Genomic DNA, 15,545 nt, shown 5'->3' on the forward strand with positions numbered 1-15,545 from the left:
GCACAACGTTAGTTCTTGGTGACCAAGGGAAGGCGTAGCGACCCGCGTGGGAGGTGTGACCAACCGCGGGCGATGGCGTCTGTGAGCGATTCTCGAGGAAACGGCCACGTGCCGGTCGCGAGGGCATGGTCCGCGGGGACGCCGCGGCCGGCGAGATCGCGGATGGTCTCGGCGACGATGCCGATGCCCGACCGCTGCTCCTCGACGAAGTCGCGATCGACCCGGGCGCCGTGCCCAGGAACGACCTGGGTGCCGGCAGTGGTCAGGGAGAGGACGACGTCGAGACTCTGTGCCCACTCGAGGGGGTAGGAGTCGGGGCCGTACGCCGGGGGAGCCGATTCCTCGACGAGGTCTCCGGCGATGAGGGTGTCGACGTCGGGAACGCGGACGACGAGGTCGCCGCCCGTGTGGCCACGACCTGGGTGAACCAGTTCGAGCGTGCGGTCCCCGAGATCGATCACCTTGGCCGAGGAGAATGCTGCCGTTGCCGGCACCTTGGCGTTCTCGTGGGAGATCACCTCGGCTGCTTCGCCCGCCAGCACGCCGTTGCCCCCGACGTGGTCCCAGTGGTCGTGAGTGTTCACGACCGCACGCAGCGGAGCGGGTGAGATGCGTCGTACCTCGTCACGCAGTTGGCGCGCGGTCCTCGCCGACCCGGTGGTGTCGACGAGCACCAGCCCGGCATCGCCGGCGATGAGCACGATGTTGAGGTCGAGCCACTCCTGTCGGTCGACCCAGACACGATCGGCGATCTCGGTGAAGCCCATGGCCATCGAGCCTAGCCACCCCGTTCGAGGTCGAGCCCGTCGAGACCGTTCGTCGGTCGAGCTTGTCGAGACCACCCGCCGCCCGCCCACCGGCTCGTTGGTCGAGCTTGTCGAGACCACCTCGCGCCGCCCACCCCCGGAGGTCGAGCTTGTCGAGACCCGCCTCGCCCGCCGCCGTTGGTCGAGCTTGTCGAGACCCCGCGTCGCACCCCCGTTGGTCGAGCCTGTCGAGACCGTTTCGTTGGTCGAGCTTGTCGAGACCCAGCCTGCCCCGCCGCCGTTGGTCGAGCTTGTCGAGACCTCGTTCCGGCAGTGCGGTGGTGGTTGTCCACAGCCTGAGTCCCGGTGCCGCTGGTTGTGTCGGAGCGAAATGTTGGACTGGTTTCATGATCGAAATCGACGCCCGTCACCAGCCGTACGAGGTCTCTGACCTCGATGGCGGGACGCTGCTTGGTTTCCTGGCCGAGGACCGGGTCGTCGAACTGAAGATGGCCCGTAAGAAGCTGCGGTTGGCTTATCAGTGGGCGATCATGCACCCACCGTCCCCTGACAAGCCGAAGGCAGTGGTGGGTGACGAGACCCTGTTCCCCACCGACTGTGAACAGGCGATCTCCGGGGACGGCACCCCCGATGTCGCGTTGTTCGCGGTGGAGGAGCTCGCCGCCTCGGCTGGGATCTCGCGGGGTGCTGGTTTCGCGTTGGTCGCCGACGCCCTGGACCTGGTCCACCGGCTCCCGCTGTTGTGGGCGAAGGTCGAAGCCCTCGCGGTGCCGGGGTGGAACGCCCGCCGCGTCGCCCTCCTCACCAGGAAACTGTCGTACGCCGCTGCACGGTGGTTCGACGACCACCTCGCCGCCACCGGCCTCACCGGCTGGCCGACCATTGAGAAGTGGTTGGCGATGGCGATCGCCAAGTTCCACCCCGAGCTGATCAAAGACCCCACCGCTCCCAAAGGGAAGGCCGATTGGGGTGTGTGGCTGCACCACCCCCACGCCGGACACGAAGAAGGAGCCGGCGGTGTTGCCGGCACCTCCGAGTTGCAAGCTGTTGGTGACTCGCTGGACCTGACCCGGTTCATGGACTTGTTGTCCGCCGAGGCCGAGACGATGCGGCGCCTGGGTGACACCGACACAGTGAACCAACGCCGTGCCAAAGCGATCGGACGGCTCACCGACGACACCGACCAACCCGCCCTCACCTACACCACCCTCATTGATGACGACAGCAGCACCGACGACAGCAGCACCGACGGCACCGACGCCGGCAGCGCCTCGTCCGCCGTTGCGGCGGCGGGTGGCGAGCCGGTGCTGGGCAACCCGGTGCTGGGCAACCCGGTGCTGGGCGAGCCGGTGATTGGGGTGAAGCCGGGTCGGTTGGTGACGGCCCCGGGGCCGTTCGGGCGTCGGCGTGGGTTGCGGGTGATGGCCCATGTGAACCTTGCGGACCTGTTGGCGTTGGGCCTCGACCCCCACGAGTTGGGGTTGGACGGCGACGGGATCGCCTCCACCGACCGGTTGGGGCAGGTCCTCACCACCCAGCTACGGGACTGGATCACCCGTCACGGTTCGCTTGCGTCGGTGACCCCGGTGGTGGATGTGAACAGGACCGATGCAGTGGATCGTCATGATCCACCTGAGTGGATGGATACTTTGGTCCGGTTGCGTGACCCGCATTGTGTGTATCCCAACTGTGAACGCTCCAGCTGGGACGCCGACCTGGACCACATCGACCCCTACCTTCCACCCGGTGAGGGTGGCCCGCCCGGGCAAACCCGGCCGGAGAATCTGGCTCCGTTGTGTCGACGTCACCACCTGATGAAAACCCACGGCCACTGGCGTTACCGACGAACCAGGGACGGGACGTATATCTGGACCAGCCAGCACGGCAGGACCTGGCTGGTCACACCCCAAGGCACCCACGACACCACCGACAACAGCGACATCAGCGAGACCCGCTGAGCCCCGCTGAGCACCACCGGGTCACAAACAGCGCCTGCCGAACAGCACCACCCGCCCACCCCGGGAGAACACACGCTCTCCCGGGGCACAGGCACGCCCACCACACCGACCAGAGGGGCGGGGTCTCGACAAGCTCGACCAACGGCGTACGGGCTCGACCACCGACGTAGGGACTCGGGCAACGGCGTACGGGCTCGAGCAACGGGGTGCGGCAATGGTCTCGACAAGCTCGACCGGCGGGGATGCCATGGGCTCGAGAACAGGATCCCGGTGGTCGAGCCTGTCGAGACCTTGCCCCGCGGATCAGAGCTGGTCTCGACAAGCTCGACCGACGGCGTATGGGCTCTATCGGCGGGGTGCGGCAGTGGTCTCGACAAGCTCGACCAACGACGTACAGGTCGACCAACGGGAGACCGGCTCGACCAGCGGGGTGCGCGGGGCGGGGTGGGACGTCCGGGGTTGCCGTCGGAGCGTCAAGGGGCTTGGCCGCGGCGGGCGCCCGCCCGACGCAACCAACACGAGGAGCTGTGCGCACGACGCGCCGCCCCAGCGAGGGAGGTTGCCCGGGCGGCACGGCCCGGGGCAGGGTCACGACAGGCTCGACCAACGACGTACCGGCTCGACCAGCGGGGCTGCGGCGGGGGTCTCGACAAGCTCGACCAACGAGATACAGGGTCGACCATCGGGTACAGGCTCGACCATCGGGGACGCGGGGAACGAGACTGCCCGCTGGCGACTAGACTCGGAGCCATGATCCGCCGTATCGACCTTCGGGGAAGCGCCCCCGGCACCGACTACCGCAGCGCCGTGCCGCGCTCGGACTTCGACGTCGAAGCGGCGATTCATGTGGTGCGGCCCATCTGTGACGACGTGCGTGACCGTGGCATCGAGGCGATTCGGGAGTACTCCGCGAAGTTCGACGGCGTCGAGCAGACCGACGTACGCGTCCCAGCGGAAGCCATCACCCACGCACTCGAAGTCCTCGACCCCGCGATCCGCGCCGGTCTCGAGGAGTCGATCCGTCGCCTCCGCGCCACGTGTGCCGAGGAGCTCGAGTCCGACAAGCGCACGGAACTCGCACCCGGTGCCGTCGTCGAGCAGCGGATGGTGCCCGTACGGCGAGTCGGCCTCTACGTGCCCGGGGGCTTGGCACCCCTCGTCTCCTCCGTGGTCATGAACGTGGTCCCGGCGCAGGTTGCCGGCGTCACTTCGATCGCCCTCACCTCCTCGCCCCAGAAGGAGTTCGGCGGCCTGCCACACCCGACCATCCTCGCTGCCTGCGCTCTGCTCGGCATCGACGAGGTCTACGCCGTCGGGGGCGCCCAGGCCATCGCGATGTTCGCCCACGGCGTTGCCGGCTGCGAGAAGGTCGATCTCGTCACCGGCCCGGGCAACATCTACACCGTCTCCGCCAAGCGTCTCCTCAAGGGCCTGGTCGGCATCGACTCCGAGGCAGGACCCACCGAGATCGCGGTGCTCGCCGACGACACGGCCGAGGCTGCATTCGTTGCGGCAGACCTGATCAGCCAGGCTGAGCACGACCCCTTGGCCTCCGCGGTGCTGGTCACCCCTCGGAGACTCTCGCTGCCGATGTCGAGGCCGAACTCGACAAACAGGTCGCTGTCACGCGCCACGTCGAGCGCATCAAGGCGTCGCTCTCGGGCAAGCAGTCGGGCATCGTGCTCGTCGACGACCTCGAGCAGGGTCTTGCGATCGTCAACGCCTACGCTGCCGAGCACCTCGAGATCCAGACCGTCGACGCAGAGCAGTGGGCCGCCCGCGTCATCAACGCCGGCGCCATCTTCATCGGCCCCTGGGCCCCGGTCTCGCTCGGTGACTACTGCGCCGGCTCCAACCACGTGCTGCCCACAGCTGGCTGCGCCTGCCACTCGTCGGGCCTGTCGGTGCGTGCCTTCCTGAAGTCCGTGCACGTCGTGAACTACAGCCGCGACGCGCTCACCGAGGTCGCCGACCACGTCACCACGCTGGCGGAGGCCGAAGACCTGCCGGGTCACGCAGCTGCCGTCCGGGTGCGCTTCGGGAACGAGGGCGGCCGCCGGTGAGCGCGCTTCCCTGGCCCCCGCTGCGTGACGCGCTGGTGGGGGAGGAGCCGTACGGCGCCCCGCAGCTCGACGTTCCGGTGCAGCTCAACACCAACGAGAATCCCTACGGTCCGTCGGCAGCCGCGGCAGCAGACATTGCCGAAGCGGTCCGCGAGGCTGCGCTGACGCTCAACCGTTATCCCGACCGGGAGGCGGTCGCGCTGCGCGAGGCGCTGGCGACCTACCTCAACGGCGACGGCGGGCAGGGGCTCACCCTCGCCAACCTGTGGGCTGCCAACGGATCCAACGAGGTGATGCTGCAGCTCCTGCAGGCCTTCGGTGGTCCAGGTCGACGCGCGCTCTCCTTCGCGCCCACCTACTCCATGTATCCGGAGTACGCCCGCGACTCGCTCACCGAATGGGTGGCCGGACGTCGCGAGGGCGACTTCAGCCTGGACCTCGACGCGGCGCGCGCGAAGGTTCTCGAGGTGGAGCCGGCCGTGGTGCTCCTGCCGAGTCCCAACAACCCGACCGGCACCGCCCTTCCGCCCGAGGCCGTCCAGGTGCTGTGCGAGGCAGCGGGCAACGGCATCGTCGTCATCGACGAGGCCTACGGTGAGTTCCGCCGCAGCGGCGTACCCAGCGCACTCGAGGTGCTGCCGCAGCACCGCAACCTGGTCGTCACCCGCACCATGAGCAAGGCCTTCGCCCTGGCCGGCGCCCGTCTCGGCTACCTGGCGGCGGCGCCGGAGATCGTCGATGCGCTGCGCATCGTCCGGCTGCCCTACCACCTCTCTGCGGTCACCCAGGCCGCCGCGCTCGCTGCGCTGCGCCACGCGCCGGAGCTGCTGGGCAAGGTCGACGAACTGCGCGAGGAGCGCGACGCCACCGTCGCCTGGCTGCGTGCCCAGGGCTTCCAGGTCGCCGACTCCGACGCCAATTTCGTGCTCTTCGGCAGCGTCGCCGACCGGCACGCGACCTGGCAGGCGCTGGTGGACCGCGGCGTACTCATTCGGGAGACCGGCCCCGACGGTTGGCTGCGGGTGTCGATCGGCACTCCGCAAGAGATGCAGACGTTCAAGCAAGCCCTGACCGAGGTCCGGGCCGAGGAAGAAGGAGGAGCGGCGTGAGCGAGCGAACAGTCCGCCGTACTGCGACGTTGGACCGGGAGACGAAGGAGTCGAAGATCCACGTCGAGGTCGACCTCGACGGCACCGGCAGGGCCGACATCTCCACGGGTGTCGGTTTCTATGACCACATGCTCAACTCCTTCGCCCGGCACGCGCTGATCGACCTCGTCGTCCACGCCGACGGCGACGTCCACATCGACGCCCACCACACCGTCGAGGACACCGCGATCGTGCTCGGCGAAGCCCTGCGTGAAGCACTCGGCGACAAGGTGGGCACCCGCCGGTTCGGCGACGCGACGGTGCCGCTCGACGAAGCGCTCGTCCAGGCGGTCGTCGACATTTCGGGCCGTCCCTACTGCGTGCACACCGGCGAGCCGGAAGGGCAGATCTACGTGACCCTCGGCGGTGGCGCCGGGGGCGTCGGCTACCTCGGATCGCTGACCAAGCACGTCTTCGAGACGATCGCCTTCCACGCCCACATCGCGCTGCACGTGCGGGTGCTCGCCGGGCGGGAACCGCACCACATCGTGGAGACCCAGTTCAAGGCGTTCGCGCGCGCCTTCCGTGACGCGATCGCCCTCGACCCGCGGGAGACCGGGGTGCCCTCCACCAAGGGCACACTGAGCTCATGACGAAGGACGTCGTGGTGCTCGACTACGGGTCGGGCAACCTGCGTTCCGCCGTACGCGCACTCGAGCGAGCCGGAGCGGAGGTGACCCTCACCGCCGACAAGCAGCGTGCGTTGGAGGCAGACGGTCTGCTGGTCCCCGGGGTCGGGGCATACGCCGCCTGCATGGCGGGCCTGCGTGCGGTCAAGGGCCCGGAGATCATCGGACGCCGCCTCGCCGGGGGACGACCGGTCCTCGGCATCTGCGTCGGCATGCAGGTGCTCTTCGCCCGAGGGGTCGAGCACGGCGTGGAGACCGAAGGCTGTGACGAGTGGCCCGGCGTCGTCGAACGCATCCAGGCGCCCGTCGTGCCGCACATGGGATGGAACACCGTGGAGGTTCCCGACGGGTCGCGCCTCTTCGCCGGTGCCGAGAAGGACCGCTTCTACTTCGTCCACTCCTACGGCGTGCGCGACTGGACACTGGTCACCAACGACCGCACCCGCGCCCCCTGGTCACCTGGGCCGAGCACGGCGGCGACCGTTTCGTCGCGGCCGTCGAGAACGGTCCGTTGACCGCCACCCAGTTCCACCCCGAGAAGTCCGGCGACGCAGGGGCGCAGCTGTTGCGCAACTGGGTCGCCTCCCTGTGACCACACCTGCCGAGGAAGAACACCGATGAGCGACTACCTGCAACTGCTGCCTGCCGTGGACATCAAGGGCGGTCGTGCCGTCCAGCTCGTCCAGGGCGTCGACGGCTCCGAGAAGGTCTTCGGCAACCCGGTCGAGGCCGCGCTGCGCTGGCAGGCGGCCGGCGCCGAGTGGCTCCACCTGGTCGACCTCGACGGCGCCTTCGGCAGCGGCAGCAATGCCGAAGCCAAGGCGGAGATCGTCGGCCGACTCGACATCGACGTCGAGATGAGTGGCGGCATCCGTGACGACGAGTCGCTGGAAGCTGCCCTGGCCACCGGGTGTCGCCGGGTCAACATCGGCACCGCGGCCATCGAGAACCCGGAGTGGTGCGCGAAGGCGATCGCGACGTACGGCGACCGCGTCGCCATCGCGCTCGACGTCCGCGGCACCACCTTGGCGGCCCGCGGTTGGACCCGCGAGGGCGGCGACCTCTACGAGACCCTCGCCCGCCTCGACGCCGAGGGATGTGCGCGTTACGTCATCACCGACGTCAACAAGGACGGCATGCTGCAGGGCCCCAACGTCGAGCTGTTGCGCGACGTCTGCTCCCGCACCGACCGCCCCGTCGTGGCCAGCGGGGGCGTCACCACCCTCGACGACGTCCGCGCCCTGATGGAGCTCGTGCCTGACGGCGTCGAGGGCGCCATAGCCGGTACGGCGCTCTACGAGGGCCGCTTCACCCTCGAGGACGCGCTCGCGCTGACCAAGGGCGCCCGATGAGCCTTGCTGTTCGGGTCATCCCGTGCCTCGACGTCGACGCCGGCCGGGTGGTCAAGGGAGTCAACTTCAAGGAGCTGCGCGACGCCGGTGACCCGGTGGAATTGGCCCGCACCTACGACGCGGAGGGTGCCGACGAACTCACGTTCCTCGACATCTCTGCTTCCCACCAGGGACGGGCAACGACGATGGAGATCGTCTCTCGGACGGCCGAGGAGGTCTTCATCCCGTTGACCGTCGGCGGTGGCGTCCGCGAGGTCGCTGACGTCGACCGGCTGCTGCGGGCCGGCGCCGACAAGGTCGGCGTCAACACCGCCGCCATCACCCGGCCGGAGTTGGTCGCGGAGATCGCCGACCGCTTCGGCAACCAGGTCCTGGTGCTCTCCGTCGACGCCCGCCGGGCCGAGGGCACGGACTCCGGCTTCGAGGTCACCACCCACGGCGGGCGCCAGTCGGCCGGCCTCGACGCCGTCGCTTGGGCGGTGAGGGCCGCCGAGCTCGGCGCCGGGGAGATCCTGCTCAACTCCATGGACGCCGATGGCACCCGCGACGGCTTCGACCTGGAGCTGCTGCGCGCCGTACGTCGCGAGGTCACCATCCCGGTCATCGCTTCGGGCGGAGCCGGCGCGGTGGAACACTTCGCTCCCGCGGTCGATGCCGGTGCCGACGCCGTGTTGGCCGCATCGGTCTTCCACTTCGGCACGTTGCGCATCGGAGAGGTCAAGCAGGCACTGAGCGAGGCCGGCCACCCGGTCCGCTGAGGCAGGGCGTTGGTTTCGAGCACCTCCGCCCCGGGTACGGCGCTGCTGACTCGGCACGACCCGAACCCGAAGGTGTTGGTACCCATGCGTTTGTTCGTCCGTCCGGCGACACTGCTGGCCTCGACGGCGCTGATCGCAGTCGGGCTGGTGCTGACCGCCTGCAACAGCGATGGCGACTCCGGAGCGTCCGGTGGGTCGGACGCCCCCTTCGGGTCACTTCCCTCGGACGAGTCCGCACCGTCCGCGGCTGTTGCGGCCCCCAGCGCGGTGGGGACGCCCGAAGAGCCAGAGGACGCCACCGCGTGCCTCCTGCTCCCTGAGGCGGAGGTCGTGGCGACCTTCGAGGTCGAGGTCGTCACGCAGACGACCGGCAGCGGGCACGTCAACCAGGGCGAGCTCGAGTGGGACTACGTCTCGTGCACGTGGTTCACCGCCGGCCAGATCAACCTGCAACTGAAGATCGCCGACGCCGAGGACGTCTCCGACGGAGCGTTGAGTTGCCCAACACTGACCCACTACGGTCGCGAAGCGGCGCCCGTCGGTTTGTCCGGGGCACGTGCCTCCTGGGTCGAGCACACCGACGCCGCCACGGAGGGAAGCCTCCGGGCCTGCACCGACACCCACGTCATCGATCTCGTCGCGGACCGGAACGGGCAGGTCTCCGGAGCGAAGCTGTTGGAGCCGACGCTGGCGGCCGCCGAGAAGGTCGTCGGCGCGCTCGGCGACTGAGTCCACGCTGGTGGGTTTCCCGGACAGAAGGTTCACCACGGCCCTACGGTGTGAGTGTCTCGTCGTCTCGGAGGTGCTCCCGTGTCCAGATTCGCCAGCGTGATCCTGTCGTCGACGGCGTCGCTCGTCCTCACCCTGGCACTGGCCGGTTGCGGGGACGATGCGGCGGAGGCAGGCGAGGAGTCGTCGACGCCCGCGGCGTCCACCCCCGCTGGATCCGCGGCGACCGGGGGCGGTGCGGACGACGGCCTGTGCGACGTACTCGCCATCAGCGACGTCGCCGACAGCTTCGGTGTCGAGATCGCCACGGACTCGGTGGGTGCAGGCAGTTCCAACGAGAACGACGTCGTGTGGAAGTACACGACGTGCACGTGGGAGACCGACGACGTGATCGAAGTACGCCTTGCCGTGTCCGTGGCCGACGACTTCCCGGGCGGCGAACTGGCCTGCCCACCGCTGAGCTATCTCGGCACCGAGGGTGAGCCGGTGGCCGGCCTCGAGGCCCGGGCATGGTGGGTCGAGTCGGGCTTCAACGAGGAGGAGGAACCCTCCGGGTCTGCACCGACACCCACACCTTCGACATCGACGCCGATCGCCCGCTCGGCGACATCGACCTGGCGACGCTCCGGGCGCAGACCGTCGAGCTCGCCGGCAAGGTGTTGACTGCGTTGGGCTGACCGACCCTCGGGAATGTCGGCGCCGTGTGGTGGGTTGGTCCCACGAGACGACGAGAGGGTGGCAGTGGCGCAGGCGGTGCTCGGGAGCAGACGCGCTTCCACGATGAGGGAGGGCTTCGCCGTACTCGGCGTCGCCATCAGGCGTGAACCATGGGTGTTCACCGTCTCCACGGTGGGCAGTGTGCTCTTCGGCGCCCTGACCGTCGCCGACGCGTGGGTGCTCGGGTGGTCGACCGAGCACGTGGTGCTGCCAGCCTTCCGTGACGGTGAGATCGGCGCCGGCCTGCTGTGGGCGGTCGTCGGGCTGTTCGTCGGGGTCGCCATCCTCCGCGCGGTCGGCATCGTGGCGCGACGCCTCGGCGCCGGCATCATGCAGTACCGGATGCAGGCGCACTACCGCCGCGCTGTCACACGCAAGTACCTCGAGCTGCCGTTGAGCTGGCACCAACGTCACCCCACCGGACAGCTCCTCTCCAACGCCAATGCCGACGTCGAGGCGGCCTGGGGTCCCATCGCGCCCCTGCCCATGGCGGTCGGGACGATCGCCATGATGGTCATCGCCGTCACCCAGATGGTCCTCACCGACGCCGTCCTTGCTGGTGTCGGCCTCTTGGTGTTCCCTGCCGTGATCGTGGCCAATCTCGTGTTCCAGCGGCTCTCCTCGCCCCTGATCACCAGAGCGCAGCAGCTCCGCGCCGAGGTCAGCGAGATCGCCCACGAATCCTTCGAGGGGGCGATGGTGGTCAAGACCTTGGGCCGCGAGGAGGAGGAGACCGCCCGTTTCGCTGCCCGTAGCCATGAGCTGCGTGACGTCCTCATCCGCGCCGGGCGGGTTCGCGCCGCCTTCGATCCCGTGCTCGCGGGCCTGCCGAGCCTGGGAGTCCTGGCCGTGCTCGCAGCCGGTGTCGCTCGGGTCGAGAGTGGAGCCAGCAACCCTGCCGACGTGGTCACCATCGCCTATCTCCTCATGGTCGTCGCCTTCCCCATCCGTTCGATCGGCTGGCTGCTCGGCGAGTTCCCCCGCAGTGTCGTCGGGTTCCGCCGGGTCAGCTCCGTGCTCGACGCCACCGAGCACACCGAGTACGGCGACCAACAGCTCGCGGATCCCGCTGCCGGAGTCGGGCTCCGTCTCGATGTCACCGGACTGGAGTTCCGCCACGCCGAGGCGCAGCCGCTGCTCGAGGGCGTGAGCTTCACCGTGCCTCCGGGAGGCAGCGTCGCCCTGGTGGGGGAGACCGCCTCCGGCAAGACCACCCTCACCGCCCTCGTCACCCGACTCATCGACCCCCAGCAGGGGTCCGTCACCGTCGACGGAGTCGATGTCCGCGACTTGGCCCGCGGAGAGCTGGCCAAGGGCGTCTCCCTGGTCGGCCAAACCGCGTTCCTCTTCGACGACACCGTCCGCGACAACATCGCCCTGGGCGGGGACATCAGCGACGACCAGGTCTGGGAGGCGCTCCGGGTGGCCCAGGCCGATGGTTTCGTCGCGGCGCTTCCCGACGGCATCCACACCCGCCTCGGCGAACGTGGCGCCTCCCTCTCGGGCGGCCAACGCCAGCGCATCGCCCTGGCCCGAGCGCTCGTGCGTCGGCCGCGCCTGCTGGTGCTCGATGACGCGACCTCGGCGGTCGACCCCGAGGTCGAGGCTCGGATCCTGGCCGCACTGCGTGACGGCGACGCCTCGGGGAGCCTGCTCGTGGTGGCCTACCGCAAGGCCACGATCAGCCTGGCCGACGAGGTGCTCCACCTCGCAGACGGTCGCATCGTCGACCGTGGCACCCACACGGAGCTGCTGGCCCGCAGCGAGCGCTACGCCGACCTGGTCAACGCCTACGAGCAGGAGGAGGTGGCAGCACCATGAGCAGCCGTGCGCAGACAGGCGTGGGCGGCGGCGACGACCTCCGCGCCATGAAGACCATCCGGAGAGGTCTGCAGCACTCACCTGAACTCACCCAGGGCATCGGTGTCACGTTGCTGCTGGCGGTGCTGGCCACTGGTGGTCAGGTCGTGGTGCCGATCGCGGTCCAGCAGACCCTCGACAACGGGCTCAACGCCCCGGAGGGGGTCGACGTCGGCTTCGTCGTCAGGATGGGGTTGCTCGCGGCCCTCGCCGTGATCGTGACCGGCGTCGCCTCCTATCTGATGACCGTGCGCCTCTTCCGCCAGGGCGAGCGCGGGCTGGCCACGTTGCGGATCAAGGCGTTCCGTCACGTCCACGAGCTGCCGGTGCTCACCCAGAACACCGAGCGACGCGGCTCCCTGGTCTCGCGGGTCACCTCCGACGTCGACCAGGTCTCCCAGTTCCTGGTGTTCGGCGGGATCCTCTTCATCGTCAGCATCGGGCAGGTGCTGGTCGCGACGATCATCATGCTCGTCTACTCGTGGCAGCTCACGATCGTGGTCTGGCTCTGCTTCCTGCCGCTCCTGCTCTCGTTGCGTTACTTCCAGCAGAAGCTGTCGCTGGCCTACGGCATCGTGCGTCAACAAGTGGGCGTGATGCTTTCGGCGATCTCCGAGCCGGTGGTCGGGGCCGAGGTCGTCCGCTCCTACGCAGCCGAGGCCCGCACCCAGGCCAAGATCGACCGAGCCGTCGACGAATACCGAGCCGCCAGCACCCGCGCCCAAGGTTTCACAGCGTTCTCCTTCTCGCTCGGCGGGCTCTCCGGCGGTCTCGCCAACGCCGGAGTCCTGGTCATCGGCATCCTGCTCGGTTTCGCGGGCGACATCACGGCCGGCGAGGTGTTGGCCTTCGCCTTCCTCGTGACCCTCTTCGTGGGCCCCGTCCAGATGGGCACCCAGATCCTCACCGACGCCCAGAGCGCGATCGCCGGCTGGCGCAGGGTGATCTCGGTCCTCGACACCCCAGCTGACCTGGTCGACCCCGGGGAGTCGGGCGAGGTGCTGCCGCGTGGACCCATCGACGTCAGGTTCGCCGACGTCGGTTTCAGCTACCCGGGCGGTCCGCCGGTGCTGCGCGACATCGACCTCAGCGTTGCCGCCGGCACCCGGGTGGCGATCGTCGGCGAGACCGGCTCCGGCAAGTCCACCTTCGCCAAGCTGCTCACCCGACTCATGGACCCGGTCCAGGGTGAGGTGCTGCTCGACGGCGTCGACGTACGTCGGGTGCGCGCGTCGTCGCTGCGACGGTCCGTGGTGCTCGTGCCCCAGGAGGGGTTCCTGTTCGACGACACGCTGCGGGCGAACGTCCGCTACGGCCGCCTCGACGCCACCGACGACGAGATCGGGGCGTCGGCGACCGCCCTCGGGCTCAGCGACTGGGTGGCCACCTTGCCGTCCGGCCTCGACACCCGGGTCGGGCAGCGCGGGAGTCGCTGTCGGCGGGGAACGGCAGCTCGTCGCGCTGCTGCGCGCGCACCTCGTCGACCCCGATCTCCTGGTCCTCGACGAAGCCACCAGCGCCGTCGACCCGCGCCTGGAGATGCGGATCGGTCGAGCCCTCGAGACTCTCATGCAGGGCCGCACCTCGGTCACGATCGCCCACCGCCTGAGCACCGCGGAGAACGCCGACGAGGTGATCGTGGTCGACGCCGGTCGGGTGGTGCAGCGCGGCCCGCACGCAGCCCTGCTGCGCGAGCAGGGGCCGTACGCGGCGTTGCACGCGTCGTGGGTGGCCCAACAAGGTGCCGATCAGCAGGTGGGATGATGTCCGGGTGACTGCACTCGACGCCGACATCGCTGCCCGACTCAAGCGCACGGCCGACGGCCTGGTGCCCGCGATCGTCCAGCAGCACGACACCGGTGACGTGCTGATGCTCGGCTGGATGGACGACGAGGCCCTGGCCCGCACCCTCTCGACGGGACGCGCCACCTACTGGTCGCGCTCGCGCAAGGAGTACTGGGTGAAGGGCGAGACGTCGGGCCACCGGCAGTGGGTCAAGGAGGTCCGTCTCGACTGTGACGGTGACACCCTGTTGCTGAAGGTCGACCAGGAGGGCGCCGCGTGTCACACCGGCGATCGGACGTGTTTCGACGCGGACCTGCTCGGTCCGGCCGGGAGCTGAGCCGGTGGCCGAGAAGCGTCGTACCCACTTCGGACCACTGGTCCTCGCAGGTCTCGCCACCGGAGTCCTGACGGCCGTCGCGGCGACCAAGCAGATGATGCGCGTCGACCCGCAGTCGCTCAGCGATGCGGGGGTCTCCGAAGACCTCATGTCGCAGGTCGATCCCTCCAGTCATGCCGACCTGCCGCTCTTCGGCACCGGGCTGCCCACCGTGAGTGGTGACCTGCCGTTGGCTGCTGGACTGGCCCTGGTCCTGTTGGCCTGCTGGGGCGTGCTGCTGGTCACCCGGGGCCGGGTACGGGTCGCCATGGCAGGGCTCCTCCTCGTTGCTGCGCTCGGGGTCCTGGTGGCGCTCGTCGCTGGCTACCTCACCGGCACCGACTCCTATGCCGAGGCAGTGGCCTCCCGACTGGGCAACTCCGAGGGCTTGACGGACCACATCGTCGTCGAACCCACCGGATGGTTCTGGACTGCCTGCATCGGGGCCACCCTGTCGGTCGTGGTCGCTGGCCTCTCCCTACGGTTCGTCCGGAGCTGGCCCACGATGGGCGGTCGCTACGACGCGCCGGGGACCACACAGGCGACTCCCGCGGCAGCCCCCGAGGAGCGGAGCAACCTCGACCTCTGGAAGGCGCTCGACGAGGGCGAGGACCCGACCGCCTGACCAGCGGCTGCTGGTGACGTGCCCGGCGAGGCCGACCGAGGACGCACAACCCCGCTCGTCTAGACTCAAGCCAGTTCTGGCCCGTTCCACGAGGAGAATCCCTGCATGTCTGCACACCACGGCAACACTCCGGCAGCTTGGACCGCTGTGGCGGTCGCCATGGTCGGCTTCCTCGTGGCGAGCATCGCGCTCATGCTCTCCCCGATCAATCTCACGATCATGTGGATCGGCTTCATCCTGGTGCCCGTCGCGCTGGTGGTCTTCGTGGTCATGAACAAGATGGGCTTTGGCGACTCCTGAGCCGCAGGCTCAAGCGCCGGCACTCCGATGGGCCCTGCCCGTCGGAGCGGCCGCGACGGCCGTCGCGCTCCGTCTCCGCGACCCGCACGTGTCCGGGTCCTGGGGTTTCTGCCCGTGGAAGTGGCTCGTCGGCCTGGACTGCCCCGGTTGCGGCGGCTTGCGTGCCGTCAACGACCTGACCCACGGCGACGTGCTGGCCGCGGTCTCGAGCAACCTGCTCGTGGTGCTGCTCGCTCCCGTCGCGATCGCGCTGTGGCTGCTGTGGGTGCATCGCACCCGCACGGGTCTGCCGATGCCGACCGTCCCGGGCTGGGTCTGGGGAGGAGGGCTCGTCGGGCTGGCGATCTTCACGGTGCTCCGCAATCTGCCGGCCGGTGCGTGGCTCGCCTCCTGAACGGATGCCCGCGGAACGGTCCGCCGACAGTAGTTCTGGCCCGGGGTGAGAAGGTGGTCCCGGTCCTTCAGAAAGGTGAGTGCA

The 15,545-nt window shown here is 69.3% G+C and carries 14 protein-coding genes, 2 pseudogenes and 1 CRISPR repeat array; of the genes and pseudogenes, 15 read left to right on the top strand and 1 reads right to left on the bottom strand.

Annotated features, from left to right (window positions below; translation table 11 throughout):
- Positions 1 to 8: 8 nt before the first annotated feature.
- The gene (locus L1066_RS02450; protein ID WP_235734814.1) at positions 9 to 767 is read right to left on the bottom strand and encodes an MBL fold metallo-hydrolase; all 759 of its coding nucleotides are present in this window, start codon (positions 765 to 767) and stop codon (positions 9 to 11) included.
- A 50-nt stretch (positions 768 to 817) separates the two neighbouring features.
- Positions 818 to 1,068: a CRISPR direct-repeat array (repeat unit 23 nt; unit sequence CGTTGGTCGAGCTTGTCGAGACC).
- 85 nt (positions 1,069 to 1,153) lie between these two features.
- On the opposite strand from L1066_RS02450, the gene L1066_RS02455 reads away from it, so the two are divergent.
- The 15 genes and pseudogenes from L1066_RS02455 to L1066_RS02525 all read left to right on the top strand — a co-directional run bounded on the left by L1066_RS02455 (position 1,154) and on the right by L1066_RS02525 (position 15,461).
- Positions 1,154 to 2,725 carry an HNH endonuclease signature motif containing protein gene (locus tag L1066_RS02455; RefSeq protein WP_235734815.1) on the top strand — a complete coding sequence of 524 codons (1,572 nt, stop codon included), beginning with the start codon at positions 1,154 to 1,156 and terminating at the stop codon, positions 2,723 to 2,725.
- 750 nt (positions 2,726 to 3,475) lie between these two features.
- Positions 3,476 to 4,788: pseudogene (gene hisD, locus L1066_RS02460) on the top strand (histidinol dehydrogenase).
- Entirely contained in the window at positions 4,785 to 5,897 is a 1,113-nt protein-coding gene (locus L1066_RS02465) for a histidinol-phosphate transaminase (protein ID WP_235734816.1), read from the top strand. Before hisD ends, L1066_RS02465 begins: the two are co-directional and overlap by 4 nt.
- Positions 5,894 to 6,529 carry an imidazoleglycerol-phosphate dehydratase HisB gene (hisB, locus tag L1066_RS02470; protein ID WP_235734817.1) on the top strand — a complete coding sequence of 212 codons (636 nt, stop codon included), beginning with the start codon at positions 5,894 to 5,896 and terminating at the stop codon, positions 6,527 to 6,529. The genes L1066_RS02465 and hisB overlap by 4 nt, the downstream gene beginning before the upstream one ends.
- A pseudogene (gene hisH / locus L1066_RS02475) lies at positions 6,526 to 7,157 on the top strand (imidazole glycerol phosphate synthase subunit HisH). The gene hisB and the pseudogene hisH overlap by 4 nt, the downstream one beginning before the upstream one ends.
- Before the next feature lie 25 nt (positions 7,158 to 7,182).
- Positions 7,183 to 7,917, top strand: coding sequence for a bifunctional 1-(5-phosphoribosyl)-5-((5-phosphoribosylamino)methylideneamino)imidazole-4-carboxamide isomerase/phosphoribosylanthranilate isomerase PriA (priA, locus tag L1066_RS02480; RefSeq protein ID WP_235734819.1), 735 nt, complete (start codon positions 7,183 to 7,185; stop codon positions 7,915 to 7,917).
- Positions 7,914 to 8,675, top strand: coding sequence for an imidazole glycerol phosphate synthase subunit HisF (gene hisF / locus L1066_RS02485; protein WP_235734820.1), 762 nt, complete (start codon positions 7,914 to 7,916; stop codon positions 8,673 to 8,675). Before priA ends, hisF begins: the two co-directional genes overlap by 4 nt.
- A gap of 84 nt (positions 8,676 to 8,759) precedes the next feature.
- Entirely contained in the window at positions 8,760 to 9,404 is a 645-nt protein-coding gene (locus tag L1066_RS02490) for a hypothetical protein (protein WP_235734821.1), read from the top strand.
- 81 nt (positions 9,405 to 9,485) lie between these two features.
- Complete coding sequence (locus tag L1066_RS02495) at positions 9,486 to 10,067, top strand: hypothetical protein (RefSeq protein ID WP_235734822.1); 582 nt, start codon at positions 9,486 to 9,488, stop codon at positions 10,065 to 10,067.
- 117 nt (positions 10,068 to 10,184) lie between these two features.
- Positions 10,185 to 11,942, top strand: a complete 1,758-nt coding sequence (locus L1066_RS02500) for an ABC transporter ATP-binding protein (RefSeq protein WP_235734823.1) — start codon at positions 10,185 to 10,187, stop codon at positions 11,940 to 11,942.
- Positions 11,939 to 13,756, top strand: a complete 1,818-nt coding sequence (locus L1066_RS02505; RefSeq protein WP_235734824.1) for an ABC transporter ATP-binding protein — start codon at positions 11,939 to 11,941, stop codon at positions 13,754 to 13,756. Before L1066_RS02500 ends, L1066_RS02505 begins: the two co-directional genes overlap by 4 nt.
- On the top strand, positions 13,753 to 14,103 hold the full coding sequence (hisI, locus tag L1066_RS02510; RefSeq protein ID WP_235734825.1) for a phosphoribosyl-AMP cyclohydrolase: 351 nt from the start codon (positions 13,753 to 13,755) through the stop codon (positions 14,101 to 14,103). The genes L1066_RS02505 and hisI overlap by 4 nt, the downstream gene beginning before the upstream one ends.
- A 4-nt stretch (positions 14,104 to 14,107) precedes the next feature.
- Entirely contained in the window at positions 14,108 to 14,767 is a 660-nt protein-coding gene (locus tag L1066_RS02515; RefSeq protein WP_235734826.1) for a Trp biosynthesis-associated membrane protein, read from the top strand.
- A 105-nt stretch (positions 14,768 to 14,872) separates the two neighbouring features.
- Positions 14,873 to 15,067, top strand: coding sequence for an HGxxPAAW family protein (locus L1066_RS02520; protein ID WP_235734827.1), 195 nt, complete (start codon positions 14,873 to 14,875; stop codon positions 15,065 to 15,067).
- The gene (locus L1066_RS02525) at positions 15,054 to 15,461 is read left to right on the top strand and encodes a DUF2752 domain-containing protein (protein ID WP_235734828.1); all 408 of its coding nucleotides are present in this window, start codon (positions 15,054 to 15,056) and stop codon (positions 15,459 to 15,461) included. Before L1066_RS02520 ends, L1066_RS02525 begins: the two co-directional genes overlap by 14 nt.
- The last annotated feature ends 84 nt before the right edge of the window (positions 15,462 to 15,545 follow it).

Source organism: Nocardioides alcanivorans, from assembly GCF_021555175.1.
Classification (GTDB): Bacteria; Actinomycetota; Actinomycetes; order Propionibacteriales; family Nocardioidaceae; genus Nocardioides; species Nocardioides alcanivorans.